The following is a 14,632-nucleotide window of genomic DNA, read 5'->3' as shown; positions in this document are numbered from 1 at the left end:
TTCGTGGATGGTGCAGCGTTCGGCGCGGCGGAGGAGTTCGTCGCGGGGTTCGCGGCCGTCTTGGTCGAGGCGGGTGCGGACGAGTTTCGCGATGCGGGTGACGTCCTGCAGGGGCGCGTGGGCGGCGTGCTCGATGGCGATGACCGACGCCGCCTCGAGTTCGCTTCTGGTGCAGATGCGGCCGGCGTTGCGGAGCTCCCGGACGATGACCGCGGCACCGTCGACGCTCAGGGGTGCTCTGGGTGTGCCGGTGCTGGTTGACGGGTTGGGGTCGTCCGAGACTACGTCGGGGTTCGATGACTCGAGACTGGCGGCCGGTTCGAGTGCTGCCGCGACTGCGGGGAACGGACATTCCTCCAGCTCGCCGAGCAACCCGCGCGGCCGCGTGATGGCGGCACCGACCTCCGCGATCACCGCGCCTCGGGCGCGCGCCACCCGCCACCGCTCGGACACCATGACACCCGGGTTCGCGTAACCGGCGGCGCGCACCAGGGTGCCGTCACGGCGGGAAGGCGACGGGCGCAACGCGATCGCGCCGGTGACGCGTGCGGCGAGGACCTCGACCGCATGCTGCACGGCACCGAGCTCGTCGAGGACGCGGAGGATCGCCTCGTCGTTCATGTTCTCGAGCTGCTCCGCGACACCGGAGCCTGGACGGATCGCATCGAGCGCGCTCTGCCAGACCGCATCGAACCCGACCGCGGCGGCGGTGAGCGGGTTCGGTGCGGTGCTGGTAACGGGTCCATCCAAACACGGACCACTGACATTCGAGCGGCGAAAGAATCAGCTCCTGATCTGGGAATTTATCTCACAGTTGATGCTTGCTCAGGGTGCCCTTCGACAAGCTCAGGGAACGAGTCTCCTCGGCGATCGAAGAGCGTTGCGGGAGGTTCAAGCGGGCCCCGCGACCGGCGCAGGGGTCGAAACGCCGGCAGCCGGTCCCTGAAAGTGTCGAAGGGCCCACGCGGACATCTTCCCCAACCGCCGCGCCAGCTCCGCGCGTAGGATCACCGCATGCGTTCATCGGCGATCGACACGGTTCTGGCGTTCATGCGGGCGTTCCGCGAGCAGGATCGGGATGCTGCCGAGGCGCTCATGCATGCGGACTTCGTCTTCACCAGCCCGCAGGACGACCACCTCGGCCGAGCGACCTGGCTCGAGCGTTGCTTCCCGACCGCCGACCATTTCGACACCCCGGGCGTGACGCTCCAGATCGTCGAGACCGACGGCATCGTCCTCCACCGCTACGAGTACGTCGTGCAAGGGAAGACGTATCGCAACCTGGAAGCGACTCGTGTCGTGGACGGAACCGTCCAGGAGGTCGAGGTCTATTTCGGTGGCGCTGTCTGAGGGGCTGGATCGAACGCGTGCATCGCGGTCGCACGGGACTGCAACGCCACATGGCCGTTCCGTGCGCCCGCGTCGCCCGCGCCCGACCATCCGGCGACGGATCGCACCTGGGCGTGTCTGACAGGATTGAGTCATGCGCATCAGTTCTCGTCGAACGACCCTGGCCGCAGCATTCGCGGTCGCCGCCCTCGCCCTCGCCGGTTGCTCCACCGGCTCCTCGTCGGATGCGGGCCGATCCTCCGCCTCGCCGACGCCGTCCGTGTCGCAGCCACCGAGCACTCCGCTGCAGGAGCACACCCTCACCGACGATGTCGACGGCACCACGGTGACCGCCCTCGCGATCGTCGACGACTTCCCGGCGCCTGCAGGCACCACCGACGGCCTGCGTCCGATGCTCGTCCAGGTCCGACTCGAAGCCGGCGACGAGTACGGCGGCAGCGTCTTCCCGCACCGGGTCTCCGTCACCACCCGTGCCGTCAACCTCGAGTACGTGACGCTCGGCCTCGGAACGCCCGAAGAGTTGAAGGCTCCGATGGCGTCGGCCGGGTACCCACTCCTGCAGGCGACACCGGCCGGTGAGACGGCGACCGGCTGGATCGGCGCCTGGGTGCGCACTGATGAGACCGAGTTCGACCTCGTCTACGACCGCCCGGAGGGCAAGGTCATCGGCGGCAGCAAGAGCGGCGAGGTCGTTCCGCCGAGCCGCGACGTCATCCCGCTCATCCCGAAGGCCTGATCCGAAGGCCTGATCGGGATTCGGGCTTGGGCGGCCGTTCGGCGATCATGCCGACGAGCGGGGTCGCTCCGGGAACACAGCGGAGGGCGGGTTGTCGACAACCCGCCCTCCGCTGCACCAGTGATGCGTCTACGCGTTCCGCTCAGCGCCTGCTGCGGCGCGTGACCGTCGGCGCGTTTCCGCGAGCACCGCGGCGCCGACGCCGAACAGGAGCAGTGCGCCGAGGGTGAGTCCGGTGAGCGCGCCGCTGTCGACGCCGGTCTTCGCCAGGTCGCCGGTGGTCGCGCCGGGTGCCGGGGCGACCGTTCCCGGAGCGGGCGACCGGGAGGGCTCCGGGGTCGGCGTGGGATCCGGGTCCGGGGTCGGTTCCGGGTCCGGCGTGACGATCGAGCTGCTCAGATCGGTTGACACCGAGGCGCTGCTGTCGACGCCGACGCCGTCGGGCCCGGTTCCGCTCGCGGTCGCCACGTTCCTGACCGACCCGAGCTCGATGTCCGTCGCCGTGATGGGGTACCCGGTCGTGACGCGGACCTGCTCGCCGGGAGCGAGGACGCCCGCCGCGCCCGGCCACTCGATGACGAACTCGGACAGCTCCGGGAGCGATGCGGTGACCGTTGTCCCGGTGAGGGTTCGCGTACCGGTGTTCGCCGCGATGATGGCGTAGCCGATGGGGTCGCCGACCGCCGCCGGTTCGCCGACGGACGTGGTGTCCGCCGTGATGGTCACGCTGATCTCGTTCAGTCCGTCGATCGGGAGGGTGGCTGCCGCTTCGTTCGAGACCACCGGCGAGGTCGCCGCGGCTCCAGTGGCGGTGGCGGAGCTGTCGAGGCGCATGGCATCGATGTCGGTCTGCGTCAGCGTGCTCGTCGCCGTCGCCGTCGCGACCTGTCCCGGCGCGAGGACACGCTCGGCCGCGGGCCAGTCGAAGCTGAATCCGGAGAGGCCGGGAGTGGTGTCGGTGATCGAGACGTCGGAGACCGTCGCCGTGCCCGTGTTCCGGAGGGTGTACGTGTGCGTCACCGTGTCGCCGGGGGCGGGGTGGGTGCCGGTCTCCTCGAGCGCCATGGACTGCTCGAGTTCGAGCGACCCGACCGTCGCGATCGAGCGCTGGGTGATCCGCCCCGAGAACGCGGAGTACGAGCCGATGCCGAGGTCGCGGACCGTCCATGCGAGGGAGTTGTTGCCGACCGCTGCGAACGTCCAGGTGTTGCTCGCTGAGTCGTACTGCGCGGTGGCCGAGGTGACGGGCGCCGGGGTTCCGTCGAGCGACCGGATCGGGTTCTCCTGTGGTGCGCCGACGGCGATCTCGGGGAGCGCGATCACCTGGCGGTCCAGGCGGACGTAGTTCGTCGCGACCAGGCCGGCGAGCGGTGCGATGGAGGAGATGTGGTTCCCGGACAACTCGAGGGTCTCGATGTGGACCAGTTCGCGGAGCGGTGTGACGTCCTCGATCAGGTTGTCGTTGATCGTGAGCACCTGGAGCGCGGTGAGCGGGATGAAGGGCGAGAGGTCGGTGATCCGGTTGTCGTCGAGCGCCAGGGAGGTCAACCTCGTCAGGGTGCTCAACGGGCCGGCGTCGGACACGCGGTTGAGTTGCAGGTTCAGGGTGCGGAGGTTCGTGAGGCCTTGGATCGGCGTGACGTCCTCGATCTGGTTGGAGAGCAGGTTCAGGTGCTGCAGCCTCGTCAAGCTCGCCACCGGCGAGACGTCGGAGATCTGGTTGGACGCCGCCTCGAGCGAGTGCAGCGCGGTGAGTGTCGACAGCGGCGCCAGCGTGGTCAGCCGGTTGCCCTTGACGGAGAGGGCTTCCAAGCCGGAGAGACCGCTGAGGGGGCTCAGATCGCTGGCCCCGACGTCGTTGAGTCCGAGGCTCGTGAGGTTCACCATCGAGGCGAGCGGCGACAGGTCGGTCAGCGGCGCGGACTGGATGTTGAGCGATGTGAGCTGTGTCATCCCGGCGATGACCGACAGGTCGAGACTCGATGTCCCGGTGAGCGACAGGCTCGTGATCGAAGCGAGGGACGCGAGCGGCTCGACGCCGGCGGAGAGCGGCGCACGGGTGAGCGAGAGTGACGTGAGGTTGGTGAGTGACTCGATGCCGACAAGCGACTGGACGGTCGTGCCGCAGCGGAGCGTGGTCACCGTCGCAGCCTGCTCCTCGGAGATGGGCGTCCCGGATGGGAGCCCGAGCGCCTGTTGGACACAGTAGTTGAGGTTGCCATCGGCGAACGTGACGTCTGCGGCGTGCGCTGGCGTGGCATTGGCGATCGCCGCGACGGCGCCGATCGCCAGCGCGGCGATGGAGCGGAGTACGGGTGCCCGTCTCCGCGGCGGAGCGGCACCGACGCCTGGGTCGGGTTGGACGAGTGAGGGAGGGGTCATGAGATTCCTTCGATGGGGGAGCTGGTCGAAGACCATGGCTCTCGCCACGGCGCGGACGGACTTCCGGCGAACGGAGCTCAGCTCACGATGAAGGATCAGTATATCAGTCTGATATGCAGGATATGTTCAGATCGAGTTTCTCGTATCACGAGGGGCGCCGCCCTCCACTGCCACTTTGGCTCACGACAGGACGAGCACCCCGCCCGTCGTGTCGGCGATCAGCGCCGCGAGGCCCGCCTGGAGCGCGTCGCCCGCATGCGCGACGACCCCCGGCAAGCCGTTCGGCACCGCGCGTGGCTCGTCGGCACGTCGCGCGGTCGCACCCGGCCAGACCACCGCGGTGACGTTCGCCGTCGGCTCCGGCAATTGTGCGCCGATGATGAGGAACTGCTGCCCGAGATTGGACGCCGAGGAGCGGTCGGCGACGTCGAGCAGCTCCAGGCCGAGCACGACCACGAGGTCGGGGGAGCCGGCGAGCACGTCCGTGAGGGGATCTCCCGTGTCGGCGCCCCCGGGAGGCACCACCGTCCTGCTGACGGCCGCGCCGGTTCGCGCGCCGATGGCGTCCACCGCGGCGTCGATCTCGGGGTCGGCGCCCTGGGGCACTGCGGTCACGACGGCGACCGTGAACCCCTCCGGTGCGACGGCGTCGGCCCATGAGGCGGGCTCGGGCGTGCTCGTCGCGCCCGGCACCGACGGCGCAGCGTCGGTCCGACCGGTCGGCGCCGTCAGGACCCCGTCGGTTCCACCGGTTCCGGAGCACCCGGTCAGTGCGAGTGCGAGCGCGAAGACGGCTGCGGAGTGGAAGCGGGCGACGCGCGATGGGCGCGTGCGGGTGGACGACATGTGGGATCCGATCGTGCAGGCGATGACGAGATGACCGACCGGGGCCGGACGCGGAAGCAGAGGTGCCCCGCCGTCGGGTCGCGGACGACCATGGACGACGGGGCACCCGCCCGAGGTCAGCCCTCGCGACGCGCGCGGGCCCGACGCTGCAGCAGTGTCAGCGCGCCACCCAACAGGAGCATGAACGCGATCGCGACGATCCCGCCGATCTCCGCACCCGTGTTCGCGAGCGGGTCGGAGCCGGACGCGACCGGCGTCGGGGAACCTGGACCCGTCCCGCTGCCGGCGCCCGGTGTGCCGGGAACGGCGGGGGCAGCGGTGACCGTGACCGAGCGGCTTGCCGTCGCTGTGTTGCCGGCGGCGTCGGACACCGCGTAGCTCAGGGCGTAGGTGCCCGGCGTCATCGTGTCGACCGATCCTGAGACGGTGATCGCCGCGGTCAGGTCGCCGTCGCGCGTATCCGTCGCCGTGACGCCGGCGAGCGCGTCGAACGCAGCGCCCTGCTCCACCGTGGTCTCGGTCTCAGGCAGCACGAGCTGCGGCGCGACGGTGTCCTCGCGCTGCAGGGTCACCTCGTCCACGACGCTGTTCACCGCCGCCCGGGCGGCAGAGTTGGCCTCGCTCCGGAGCGTCGTGATCGTGATGGAGTCGTCGGTCACCCGGATGTTCGAGTAGTTGCGCGTGTACTCCTGGTTGATGACCGAGGCGAACCAGGCGTCGGGCGCCTTGACGTCGTAGTACTTCGACCCGCTCGCGGAGTTTGCGGTGACGTAGAGAACCTCGCCTGGGCCCGCGGTGACGGTGCCCTGTGCGGCGGTCTCGTCCGGGTTCGCGAGCTCGCCGTCCTTGATGAGGTAGCTGCGCGTGTAGCTGTGGTCGTGTCCCTGGAGGACGAGGTCGACGCCGAGGTCGGAGATGATCGACGGCAGCTTCGCCCGCATGTCCACGATCTGCGTGTCGTTCGTGTGCGCCGCCACCGAGTAGATCGAGTGGTGGAACGCGAGCACCTTCCACTTCGCGGACGCACCCTGCTCGGCGACGACCTGCTCGAGGAACGCGGCGTGCGAGTCGTAGTCGCTGCTGTTCGAATTGATCACCATGAACAGGACGTCCTTGTAGGAGAACCAGTAGTCGCCGCCCGAGGAGGTACCGGAGGTCGCCGCGCCGGCGGTGGGGTCCAGGTTCGGCACGTTGTAGTGCTGCTCGTAGGCCTTCGAGCCGACGTCGTGGTTGCCGTTGACGGGCACGAGCGGCATGGTGCGGAGCTGCTCGGGGGCGAGGAAGGCGTTGTAGTGGTCCTCGTTGCCGGCGCGCTCGACCTGGTCACCCGCTGAGAACAGCAGTTCCGCATCGGGGTAGGCGGCCTGTGCGACGTCCAGGGTGTCGGCCCAGCCGGCCTGGTCGTTCGCCACGTTCCCGGAGGCTCCGATCTGCGGGTCCCCGACGAAGAGGAAGTCGTAGTCGCCGGAGAAGGACTTGGTCGTGAACGCCGAGACCTCCGACCATCCGTTGTCGTCACTGCCGACCCGGTAGACGTAACCGGTGCTCTCGGCGAGTCCCGTGATCGTCGCGAAGCGGTTGAACTCACCACTCGTCGTGACGCCGCCGACACCCGGCACGTTCACCGCCGACGCCTCGGGGAAGGCGTCACCGGTCATCGCGGACGCCGGTGCGACCTGAGCGACCTGGGCGACATCGCGGTCGCTGTACCAGGTGATGCCGCGTTCGCTCTCATCGGCGCCGATCGTGAGGACGACGTCGGAGATCGACACGGGTTCGTCGGCTGCGACCGGGGCGAGCGAGGTCAGGTCGAAGTAGATGTCCGAGCTCGTGGCCCGATCCTGGTGGAGCGCGACCGCGACGGTGTTCTCGCCGGCGACGAGTGCGCTCGCCGGGACGGTGAACGTGGAGGTGAGCGGATCGCCGTTGCTGGCGCCGGCGTACATCTGGTTGCGTGACGCCTCCGGCGCCGCCTCGACCTGCTCGTCGACGAAGCCGGCGACCTTGGTGCCGTTCACGAAGACCTGCACGGCGTCGTCGTACACGATGCTGCCTTGGAGGCTGTCGAGTCCGTCGAGCTGCTCACCGGTCAGCTCGAAGTCCGAACGGAAGTGATACGTCGGCACATCGGGTGCCGCGCTGCCGTCGATGTACTGGTTGAGCAGGGTCTTCGCGGTGTACGGGCCGATGCCGGTCGCGCGACCGTTCTTCGCGCCGAAGCTGCCGTTTGCGGTCTTCCATGCGCTGTCGTCGAAGCCGCCCTGCGTCCAGACCAGGCGATCGGCGGAACCGGCGGCCGGGTCGCTCGCGTCGTCGGAGTAGCTCCAGACGGTCGACGCGGTGTCGAGGAAGGTGTCGGGGTACGAGGCCGCCTGCGCCGGTGCGGCGGCGGTGGTGCCGACGCCCACGAGGAGCACGAGCGCTCCGAGGGTGCCGCCGGCGAGTCGCGTCGCGCGGTGTCGCGAGCGGTGGCGCGTGTCAGTCGCGCCGGTGATGTCGTTCACGCAGATCTCCAGTGTTCTTCCGAGGTGCAGGCATCGCCCGAACCGCCGAGCGAATCGCAACGCTCGGCAGCCGATCACGGTACGGAGACCGGATGAATGCGCGGTTGCGGGCGGGCGACCCTGCGGTGACCGCGCGGTGACCCCGCCCGTCAGGTGTCGTCGACTCTCCCGTCAACCCCGGGTGGATCCGCTGATATTCGGTACGCTGATGGCATAGCATTCGCCGACGAAGGAGATCCCGCATGCCCGTGCCCTCAGCCAACCCGCCCGTCGAGCGTCGGTCACTCCGCGAGGTCGCGGTCGAACGCATCCGCACGGCCATCTTCGACGGCACCCTCGAGCCCGGTGAGCACCTCAACGACGGCGAACTCCAGTCCTGGCTCGGGATCTCCCGCACGCCGATCCGCGAGGCCCTCAACGACCTCGCCCGCGTCGGCCTCATCGAGATGGCCGCACAGCGGTACACCCGAGTCGCCCTGCCCGACCCGGCACAGCGCACCGAGGTCATGCAGACACTGGGCGCGATGCTCGGCGGTGTCGTCCGCGTCACCGTGCCCGGTCTCGGCGCGACGCAGAAGAAGGCGCTCGTCCGCGCGATCAACCAGGTGATCGTGGTCGTCGAGCAGCGAGACATGGCCGAGCACGGGCGACTCAGCTGGGAGCTCTTCGACGCGTTCATCGCCGCGTGCCCGAACGCCACGCTCGTCGCGGCGACGAAGGACATCATCGACGGCCTCACCTACCGGTCCTCCGCGACCCGCACCGAGGAGAACACGGACTGGGCGGCCAAGGAGCAGGGCTATCCGGAGCTCCGTGAGGCGGTCGAGGCCGGTGACGCGATCGCCGCCGAACTGGCGGTCGAGAACATCTTCCGCCTCTCCACGCAGCTGTAGCCCCCTTTCGTCGGCCACCCTCCGACAGGCGGATCCTGAGCTTGTCGAAGGGCAGGGACCAGCATCCGGTCACTGAGCCGAATTCCGGTCACTGAGCCTGCCGAAGTGCCACCGCCCGCCCGGCGAACCCGACGAGGATGACGCCGCCGCCCACGAGCACCGACGTCGGCGGCAGTGTGAACATGAGGACGACGCAACCGACGGCGCCGAACACACTGACCGCGCGAGGGTACCGTCGGTGCTCGCGCGTCTGGCGGAACGCCGCGACGTTGGCGACCACGTAGTAGAGCAGCACGCCGAACGAGGAGAACCCGATCGCGCTCCGGAGGTCGATGAGCAGGACGAGGACGACGACGACCGCGCCGACGAGGAGCTCCGCCCGGTAGGGGGTCGCGAAGCGCGGGTGCACCGCGTCGAGCACCCGGGGCAGGTCGCCGGTCCTCGCCATCGCGAAGGCGGTCCGTCCGATGCCTGCGAACACGGCGAGGAGCGCCCCCAGACAGGCCGCCGCCGCACCGAGTCGCACCAGCGTCGCAGCCCACGGCCACCCGTTCGTCTCCACCACCGCGGCCAAGGGGCGCGCACTGGACGCGAGACCGTCTGCGCCGAGCGTGAGCAGCGACACGACCGCGACGGCCGCGTAGACGATCACCGCGACGGCGAACGCGATCCCGATGGCGCGCGGGATCGTCTTGGCTGGGTCGCGGACCTCCTCGCCGAGGGTCGCGATCCGCGCATACCCGGCGAAAGCGAAGAACAGCAACCCCGCGGACTGCAGCACGGCGAGCGGGCCGGCGTCGAACCCGAGCGACGCGAGCCCCGTCGAACCGGCGTCCGGTCCGACGAGGCCTGAGCCGACGACCACGGCGAGGACCAGGAGGACGGCCACCACGATCACCCGGGTCGCGGTCGCGGTGCGGGTGACCCCGAGGCAGTTGGTCACGACCACGAGGGCGACCGCGAGCGCGGCGACCGGACGACTCCACTCGGCCGGTGCAGCGTACGCGGCGAAGGCGACCGCCATGGCTGCGGCGCTCGCCGTCTTGCCCACCACGAAGCTCCATCCGGCCGCGAAGCCCCACCACGGCCCGATGAGTTCGCGGCCGTACAGGTAGGTGCCGCCGGCCGAGGGGAGTTGTGCGGCGAGTTGCGCGGAGGACATCGCGTTGCAGCAGGCGACGACCGCGGCGATCATGAGCCCGATGAGGAGTCCTGCGCCGGCGACCTCCGCCGCCGGCTGGAACACCGCGAAGACGCCGGCGCCCATCATCGACCCCAGGCCGATGAACACCGCGGCGCTCGTGCCCAGGCGTCGCTGCAGTCGGGGATCGCTCACCCGATCACGGTAGTGCCGTCAGGTGAACAGCAGGGTGCTCCGGTCACCGACCTCGGCGGACGACGGTCTGCCGCAGCACGCGCAACAGGCCCAGGAAGCCGAGGAACCCGATGAACGCCGCGATCAGGTCGAACACCCGGAGGCCGCCGGGGAGGACCGGGCCGGCACCGGTGACGACGAGGACCACGGCGATCACGAGGGCGGCGATCGAGATCAGGGTTCCCACGATCTCCGCGGTCACACCCTCCACGAGCCCCTTCGCCGGTTCATCGGCGAAGCCCTTCAGCGTCACGCCCACCGTCCCGTCCTCGAGGCCGGACAGCAGCGAGTCGAGTCGGCGCGGGAGGTTGCGGGCCAAGGCGGCGGTGACGGCGGCCTGCGCCTGCAGGGTGACCGCCGTCTGCCGGATGGACTGCGAGCGGCGGAGCAGGCGCGGGACCATCGGGAGGGCCTGTTCGAACATGTCGAAATCGGGGTCGAGCGCTTTGAGGCACCCTTCGAGGGTCGCGAAACTGCGGAACGCGGCGGCGAGGTCGCCGGGGAGCGCGATGTGGTGCTGCCGGATGACGTCGAGGAGTCGGCTGAAGATCGAGCCGTCGCCACCCGGGCGGTGACGTTCGGTCGTGATGACGATGCCCACGTCGTGGCGCAGGGCATCGAGGTCGGCGTCCTCGGGCAGGTCCACGATGAGGAGGAGGGCGTCGGTCGCCGCGATGTCGTCCTCGCTGACGGTGGCGAGCATCACCGCGGTGAGTCGCTGCCGCTGGCTGCGCTCGATGACGCCGACGGCCCCGAAGTCGATCAGTCCGAGCGATCCGTCCTCGCGGAGGATGACGTTGCCCGGGTGGAGGTCGGCGTGGAAGACGCCGTGCACGAGGATCTGTTCGAGCACGACCTCCATGAGGCCGGTCGCGAGGGTCTCGCGTTCCTCCTTGGGGATGGTCGCGATGCGGTCCCGCGCTCGACTGAGTGGCAGTCCGTCGACGAGGTCCATGGTGAGCAGGCGGGCACTGGAGGCCGCCGGATAGACGCGTGGGACCGTGATCCGGACGCCTTCGTCGCGCTCATCGCGACGCTTCAAGGTGCTGCGGATCATCTCCACGTTGCGGGCTTCGATCCGGTAGTCGAGTTCTTCGAGCAGGGTCGAGGTGAAGGCCCGCGCAACGGAGGCGAGGCGGAGGTCCTGCCCGAACTTGGTGTGCGTCTCGGCGCGCTCGGCGAGGCGGACGACGATGTCGGCGTCTGCCTCGACCTGCACGCGGGCGGCCGGTCGCTGGACCTTCACGACCACGGGGGTACCGTCGAGCAGCTCGGCGGTGTGCACCTGGGCGACGGATGCGGCCGCGAGCGGTTCGGAGTCGATCGACGCGAACACGGTGTCGATCGGTGCGCCGAGCTCGGTCTCGATGACGACCTGGACCTCGTGCCAGGGGAGGGTGGTCGCCTCGGACTGCAGGGACGCGAGGGCGCTGAGGTACGGCTCGGGCACGAGGTCCCGTCTCGTGGAGAGCACTTGTCCGAGCTTCACGAAGGTGACGCCGGAGTCGTTGATCGTCGCGATGATCGCGTTGGCGCGCTGCTCGCTCGTGGTGAGTTCGAGCTGGACGCGGGACCGGCCGTGCACGAGCCAGCCCGCGCCGTGTCGGGATGCGATGGCGAGGATCTGCAGGTATCGCCTCGTCCGTCGCCGTCGTTTGATCGCGGAGCGGACGACGTCGATCGGGTTCATCAGCGGCCGGGTCGGGATGATGACCTCGATGGCGACGAGGACACCGAGCCCGAGGGCGAAGATCCAGCCGATCGCGAGGAGGGCGACGGCGATCGCCGCGAAGGCCGCCCGAGCGTCCCCGGCCTCACCGGGCTGGACCAGGCCGGTCTGTTGCAGCAGCCAGTTCACGAACGGTGGGCCGGTGACGAACACGACGAGCCCGACCAGGATGCTGCGTGGCCAACCCACCGGGGCGTCGAGCACGCGTCGGGCGGCGAACCCGAGGAGCAGCGCCGACACGACCGCCAGCACGATGGTGAGTGCGTCAGTCAGCATCCGGCATCCCCTCGTCGGTCGAGCGGTCGTCTCGCCCCGCTCGCCAGCGTATCCGGCCCGGCTGAGCGAGCGCGAGCGCTGACCCTCCTCGGGATCCGGCGGAACGGTCCCTCTCCGCCCGGGGTTCGCTAGGGTGTCGGACGGGGACGGGGATATCTATGGGCGACCAGCGGGTTCAGAAACAGGCCGCGGCGGCGGACGGGGGCCGCCGGGAGACCTTTCGTCGCCATCAGCTCGTCGTCATCCGCGTCCTCTGCGGCGTGCTGGCGGTGCTCGCGTTCACCAGTGCGGCAGGGCTCACCCTCCCGGTCGTGCCGGCGGACGGGCCGGCGTTCAGCGCGCCCGACCGCATCACCGTGACCACCGCGGACGGAACCGAGGTCGAGCTCGAACGATTCCAGGGCCCGGTCGGTCGCTTCGGGTCGTACTCGCGTGATGATCGGACCTTCACGCTCATCGACGTCGACACCCGCTCCCGTGTCCCGGACCGCGTGTCGATCGTCGAGCCGTACGAGCTCATCCTGTCCGACGACCTTCCTGCACGGTTCATCGCCACGGTGAGCGGGCGGGATGGCGTGGAGGACCCGAACGAGCGTGAAGCGTCACTGGCCGACGAATGGCGCATGTACGTTCCGTTGAGCGCTGGGCTGCCCGAGTACACCGATGCGCAGATCAACCGGGGCGAGGTCGCCGCTGCCGGTGAGACGGTCACCACGGACGAACCCTCGGTCCTCGCGATGGCACCCTACTACACCGATGGAGTGCAGCGTCCACAGGAGTGGGTCGTCCTGTTCGACTTCGCCGCGCTGCATGCCGCGGGCAACACCAATCTCAGCTTCCCGCTCGCTTGGTACGAGGACGGCCCGGTGGTCCCCGCCATCCGTGCCGTGGCCCCCTGGCTCGGCGTCGCCCTCCTCGGGCTCGCGCTCTTCCTCCCCCGACTGGCCCGCTCGCCGAGATCGCACAAGCGGCGCTCATCCGCCGTCTGAGGCGACATCTACTGCGCTCTCGTGGAGCGCGGCGTCACCCCGCCTGAAACCTTCCCGACGCGGCGTAGGCGTCGAACAGGCGCAGGACTTCGAGGGTGGGACCATGCGTCGGTGAAGGCGGGGCGATGAGCGGGGCCCAACGGAATTCGACGACCTCGTCCGCCTCGGCGCGGAGCGAACCGGTCCACGTGTGTACCACGAAGCACATCGCGAACGCGTGGACCCGGTCGCCGTTCGGGTACTCGAGGACGTGGTGCTCAGCGGCCGAGAGACAGGCGAACGGTTCGAGGTCGCGCTCGTCCACTGACAGACCGGTCTCTTCGATCAGTTCGATGACTGCGGTCTGCGCGAAGCTACTTCCGGGCTCGCAGCTGCCGGCCGGGATCTCCCACAGGCCGGTGTCGACCCGCCGCTGGAAGAGTGCGTTCCCCTCGCTGTCCAGCACGATCACCTGCGCACCCGGGAGCGCGAGGAGCCGATGCCCCACGAGCTGCCGCAGCTCCCAGAGATCGCTTCCGACATAACCCATGCGCGGGAGTCTAGGTGTCTCAGGTGCTCGGGTGAAGGGTCACCCGAGGGCGTCGCGTTGCCGGATGAGTTCCTGCAGTTGCTCGTCACGACGGTCGGCGTCCGCCCTGACCATCGCGCGCAGTGAGGAGTCGTACACGGACGTCGCTTGCTCCGGCTCACAGTCCAGGACGGCTGCGATGCGCTCCAACGCCTCGTCGTCCGACACCGCGCTCCCGACCACCTCGGCGATCTCGGGCCAGGACCGGCGGGCACCGACTCGCAGCTGCTCTGCTTCGATCTGTCGATCGAAGGCTCGGCGCTCGCTCGCGGGGTCGGCCCGGTGGCGGTTCTGCTTGGAGACCTGACGCGCGATCAGCTCAGCGGTCAGCTCGACCCGGAGCGGCTCGGCGAGACGAAGCCCGAGTTCGACGACCACGACGTGCAGGTCGTAGGGGCCGGGCTCCAGTGAGGTGGGGTCGGACTGCAGCTGGAGTTGCACCGGGACTCGGGCGCACTCCTCGGGGTCGAGCGGGACGGCGCGGCCCGCCGCGGAACCCATCCATCCGAAGGAGAACGAGGTCTCGCCTGGAACGGTGAGCGCGCCGATGGCGAAGAACCTTTCATCGGTGGGCATCCATCTCGCTGTGCCCGCGTTGACGATGTCGATGACGAGCTCACTGGGGTCAGCCAGCTCGGCGACGAACGACGGCCATCGCAGCACCAAGCCCTGTCGGCGTTCTGCTCGGCTCGGTCGCACGTCCGACGTGTCCGGGTGCACGCGCACCACCGGAGGCTGCTCTCCCGTGTGGAGCTGTGCCAGGCGCCAGATCCGGTGGTCCGCATCGACCGGCGAACCGAGATACACCGCACCGCTCTCCAACCGGCGGAGCACCCGCCAACCAACCGACGGGGCCTCGGCGGTGGTGGTCTCGTCGACGCCACAGGCCAGTTCGTCCGCCAGCTCCGAGAGCGTCGTGCCGGCGCCGATGAGTGCGTCGCTCTCGACCTCGAGGTCCCCGATCCGGGGTGCATCATCCATGGA

At 69.6% G+C, this 14,632-nt stretch carries 12 protein-coding genes; 4 read left to right on the top strand and 8 right to left on the bottom strand.

The genetic code is table 11. The features are described 5' to 3' along the window. The coding region (locus BIU99_RS07230; protein ID WP_217634978.1) for a hypothetical protein at positions 1-750 on the bottom strand (750 nt) is incomplete at its 3' end. Between the two features lie 264 nt (positions 751-1,014). On the opposite strand from BIU99_RS07230, the gene BIU99_RS07225 reads away from it, so the two are divergent. Together BIU99_RS07225 and BIU99_RS07220 are read left to right on the top strand one after the other, a co-directional pair. Next, the gene (locus BIU99_RS07225) at positions 1,015-1,350 is read left to right on the top strand and encodes a nuclear transport factor 2 family protein (protein ID WP_071260485.1); all 336 of its coding nucleotides are present in this window, start codon (positions 1,015-1,017) and stop codon (positions 1,348-1,350) included. A gap of 133 nt (positions 1,351-1,483) precedes the next feature. Beyond that, positions 1,484-2,086, top strand: coding sequence for a hypothetical protein (locus tag BIU99_RS07220; RefSeq protein WP_064294942.1), 603 nt, complete (start codon positions 1,484-1,486; stop codon positions 2,084-2,086). A gap of 129 nt (positions 2,087-2,215) precedes the next feature. Here the strand turns inward: BIU99_RS07220 and BIU99_RS07215 are convergent, their stop codons facing one another. The 3 genes from BIU99_RS07215 to BIU99_RS07205 all read right to left on the bottom strand — a co-directional run bounded on the left by BIU99_RS07215 (position 2,216) and on the right by BIU99_RS07205 (position 7,818). Next, positions 2,216-4,468: a leucine-rich repeat domain-containing protein gene (locus BIU99_RS07215; protein ID WP_064294941.1), complete on the bottom strand. Its 2,253-nt coding sequence runs from the start codon at positions 4,466-4,468 to the stop codon at positions 2,216-2,218. A 180-nt stretch (positions 4,469-4,648) separates the two neighbouring features. Then, positions 4,649-5,314 (bottom strand): hypothetical protein, encoded by a 666-nt coding sequence (locus BIU99_RS07210; protein ID WP_071260484.1) that lies wholly within the window; start codon positions 5,312-5,314, stop codon positions 4,649-4,651. 116 nt (positions 5,315-5,430) lie between these two features. Next, positions 5,431-7,818, bottom strand: coding sequence for an immunoglobulin-like domain-containing protein (locus tag BIU99_RS07205; RefSeq protein WP_071260483.1), 2,388 nt, complete (start codon positions 7,816-7,818; stop codon positions 5,431-5,433). A 242-nt stretch (positions 7,819-8,060) separates the two neighbouring features. Here BIU99_RS07205 and BIU99_RS07200 point away from each other — a divergent pair, with 242 nt between their 5' ends. Beyond that, positions 8,061-8,711 (top strand): GntR family transcriptional regulator, encoded by a 651-nt coding sequence (locus BIU99_RS07200; RefSeq protein ID WP_064294938.1) that lies wholly within the window; start codon positions 8,061-8,063, stop codon positions 8,709-8,711. Positions 8,712-8,799: 88 nt separating this feature from the next. Here BIU99_RS07200 and BIU99_RS07195 read toward each other — a convergent pair whose 3' ends face one another. Further along, a complete protein-coding gene (locus BIU99_RS07195; protein ID WP_071260481.1) occupies positions 8,800-10,047 on the bottom strand; it encodes an APC family permease in 1,248 nt (415 codons plus the stop codon). Positions 10,048-10,090: 43 nt separating this feature from the next. After that, positions 10,091-12,091, bottom strand: a complete 2,001-nt coding sequence (locus BIU99_RS07190; RefSeq protein ID WP_071260480.1) for an AarF/ABC1/UbiB kinase family protein — start codon at positions 12,089-12,091, stop codon at positions 10,091-10,093. Between the two features lie 158 nt (positions 12,092-12,249). Between BIU99_RS07190 and BIU99_RS07185 the strand changes: the two genes are divergently transcribed. Continuing rightward, on the top strand, positions 12,250-13,080 hold the full coding sequence (locus BIU99_RS07185; RefSeq protein ID WP_071260478.1) for a hypothetical protein: 831 nt from the start codon (positions 12,250-12,252) through the stop codon (positions 13,078-13,080). Positions 13,081-13,114: 34 nt separating this feature from the next. Here BIU99_RS07185 and BIU99_RS07180 read toward each other — a convergent pair whose 3' ends face one another. Continuing rightward, positions 13,115-13,609 carry an NUDIX domain-containing protein gene (locus BIU99_RS07180; RefSeq protein ID WP_071260477.1) on the bottom strand — a complete coding sequence of 165 codons (495 nt, stop codon included), beginning with the start codon at positions 13,607-13,609 and terminating at the stop codon, positions 13,115-13,117. Positions 13,610-13,648: 39 nt separating this feature from the next. After that, a complete protein-coding gene (locus BIU99_RS07175; RefSeq protein ID WP_139205364.1) occupies positions 13,649-14,629 on the bottom strand; it encodes a hypothetical protein in 981 nt (326 codons plus the stop codon). Positions 14,630-14,632 lie beyond the last annotated feature (3 nt).

The organism is Plantibacter sp. MMLR14_011, from assembly GCF_001865025.1.
Classification (GTDB): domain Bacteria; phylum Actinomycetota; class Actinomycetes; order Actinomycetales; family Microbacteriaceae; genus Plantibacter; species Plantibacter flavus_A.
The sequence above is the reverse complement of the archived record's forward strand: the minus strand, read 5'-3'. Positions and strand labels throughout refer to the sequence as shown.

What these genes read in the sequence shown, in the direction of transcription:
- BIU99_RS07180 (WP_071260477.1), bottom strand. Translation starts at nt 13,609, where the DNA reads ATGGGTTATGTCGGAAGCGATCTCTGGGAGCTGCGGCAGCTCGTGGGG.
- BIU99_RS07215 (WP_064294941.1), bottom strand. Translation starts at nt 4,468, where the DNA reads ATGACCCCTCCCTCACTCGTCCAACCCGACCCAGGCGTCGGTGCCGCT.
- BIU99_RS07200 (WP_064294938.1), top strand. Translation starts at nt 8,061, where the DNA reads ATGCCCGTGCCCTCAGCCAACCCGCCCGTCGAGCGTCGGTCACTCCGC.
- BIU99_RS07175 (WP_139205364.1), bottom strand. Translation starts at nt 14,629, where the DNA reads ATGGATGATGCACCCCGGATCGGGGACCTCGAGGTCGAGAGCGACGCA.
- BIU99_RS07220 (WP_064294942.1), top strand. Translation starts at nt 1,484, where the DNA reads ATGCGCATCAGTTCTCGTCGAACGACCCTGGCCGCAGCATTCGCGGTC.
- BIU99_RS07190 (WP_071260480.1), bottom strand. Translation starts at nt 12,091, where the DNA reads ATGCTGACTGACGCACTCACCATCGTGCTGGCGGTCGTGTCGGCGCTG.
- BIU99_RS07185 (WP_071260478.1), top strand. Translation starts at nt 12,250, where the DNA reads ATGGGCGACCAGCGGGTTCAGAAACAGGCCGCGGCGGCGGACGGGGGC.
- BIU99_RS07210 (WP_071260484.1), bottom strand. Translation starts at nt 5,314, where the DNA reads ATGTCGTCCACCCGCACGCGCCCATCGCGCGTCGCCCGCTTCCACTCC.
- BIU99_RS07225 (WP_071260485.1), top strand. Translation starts at nt 1,015, where the DNA reads ATGCGTTCATCGGCGATCGACACGGTTCTGGCGTTCATGCGGGCGTTC.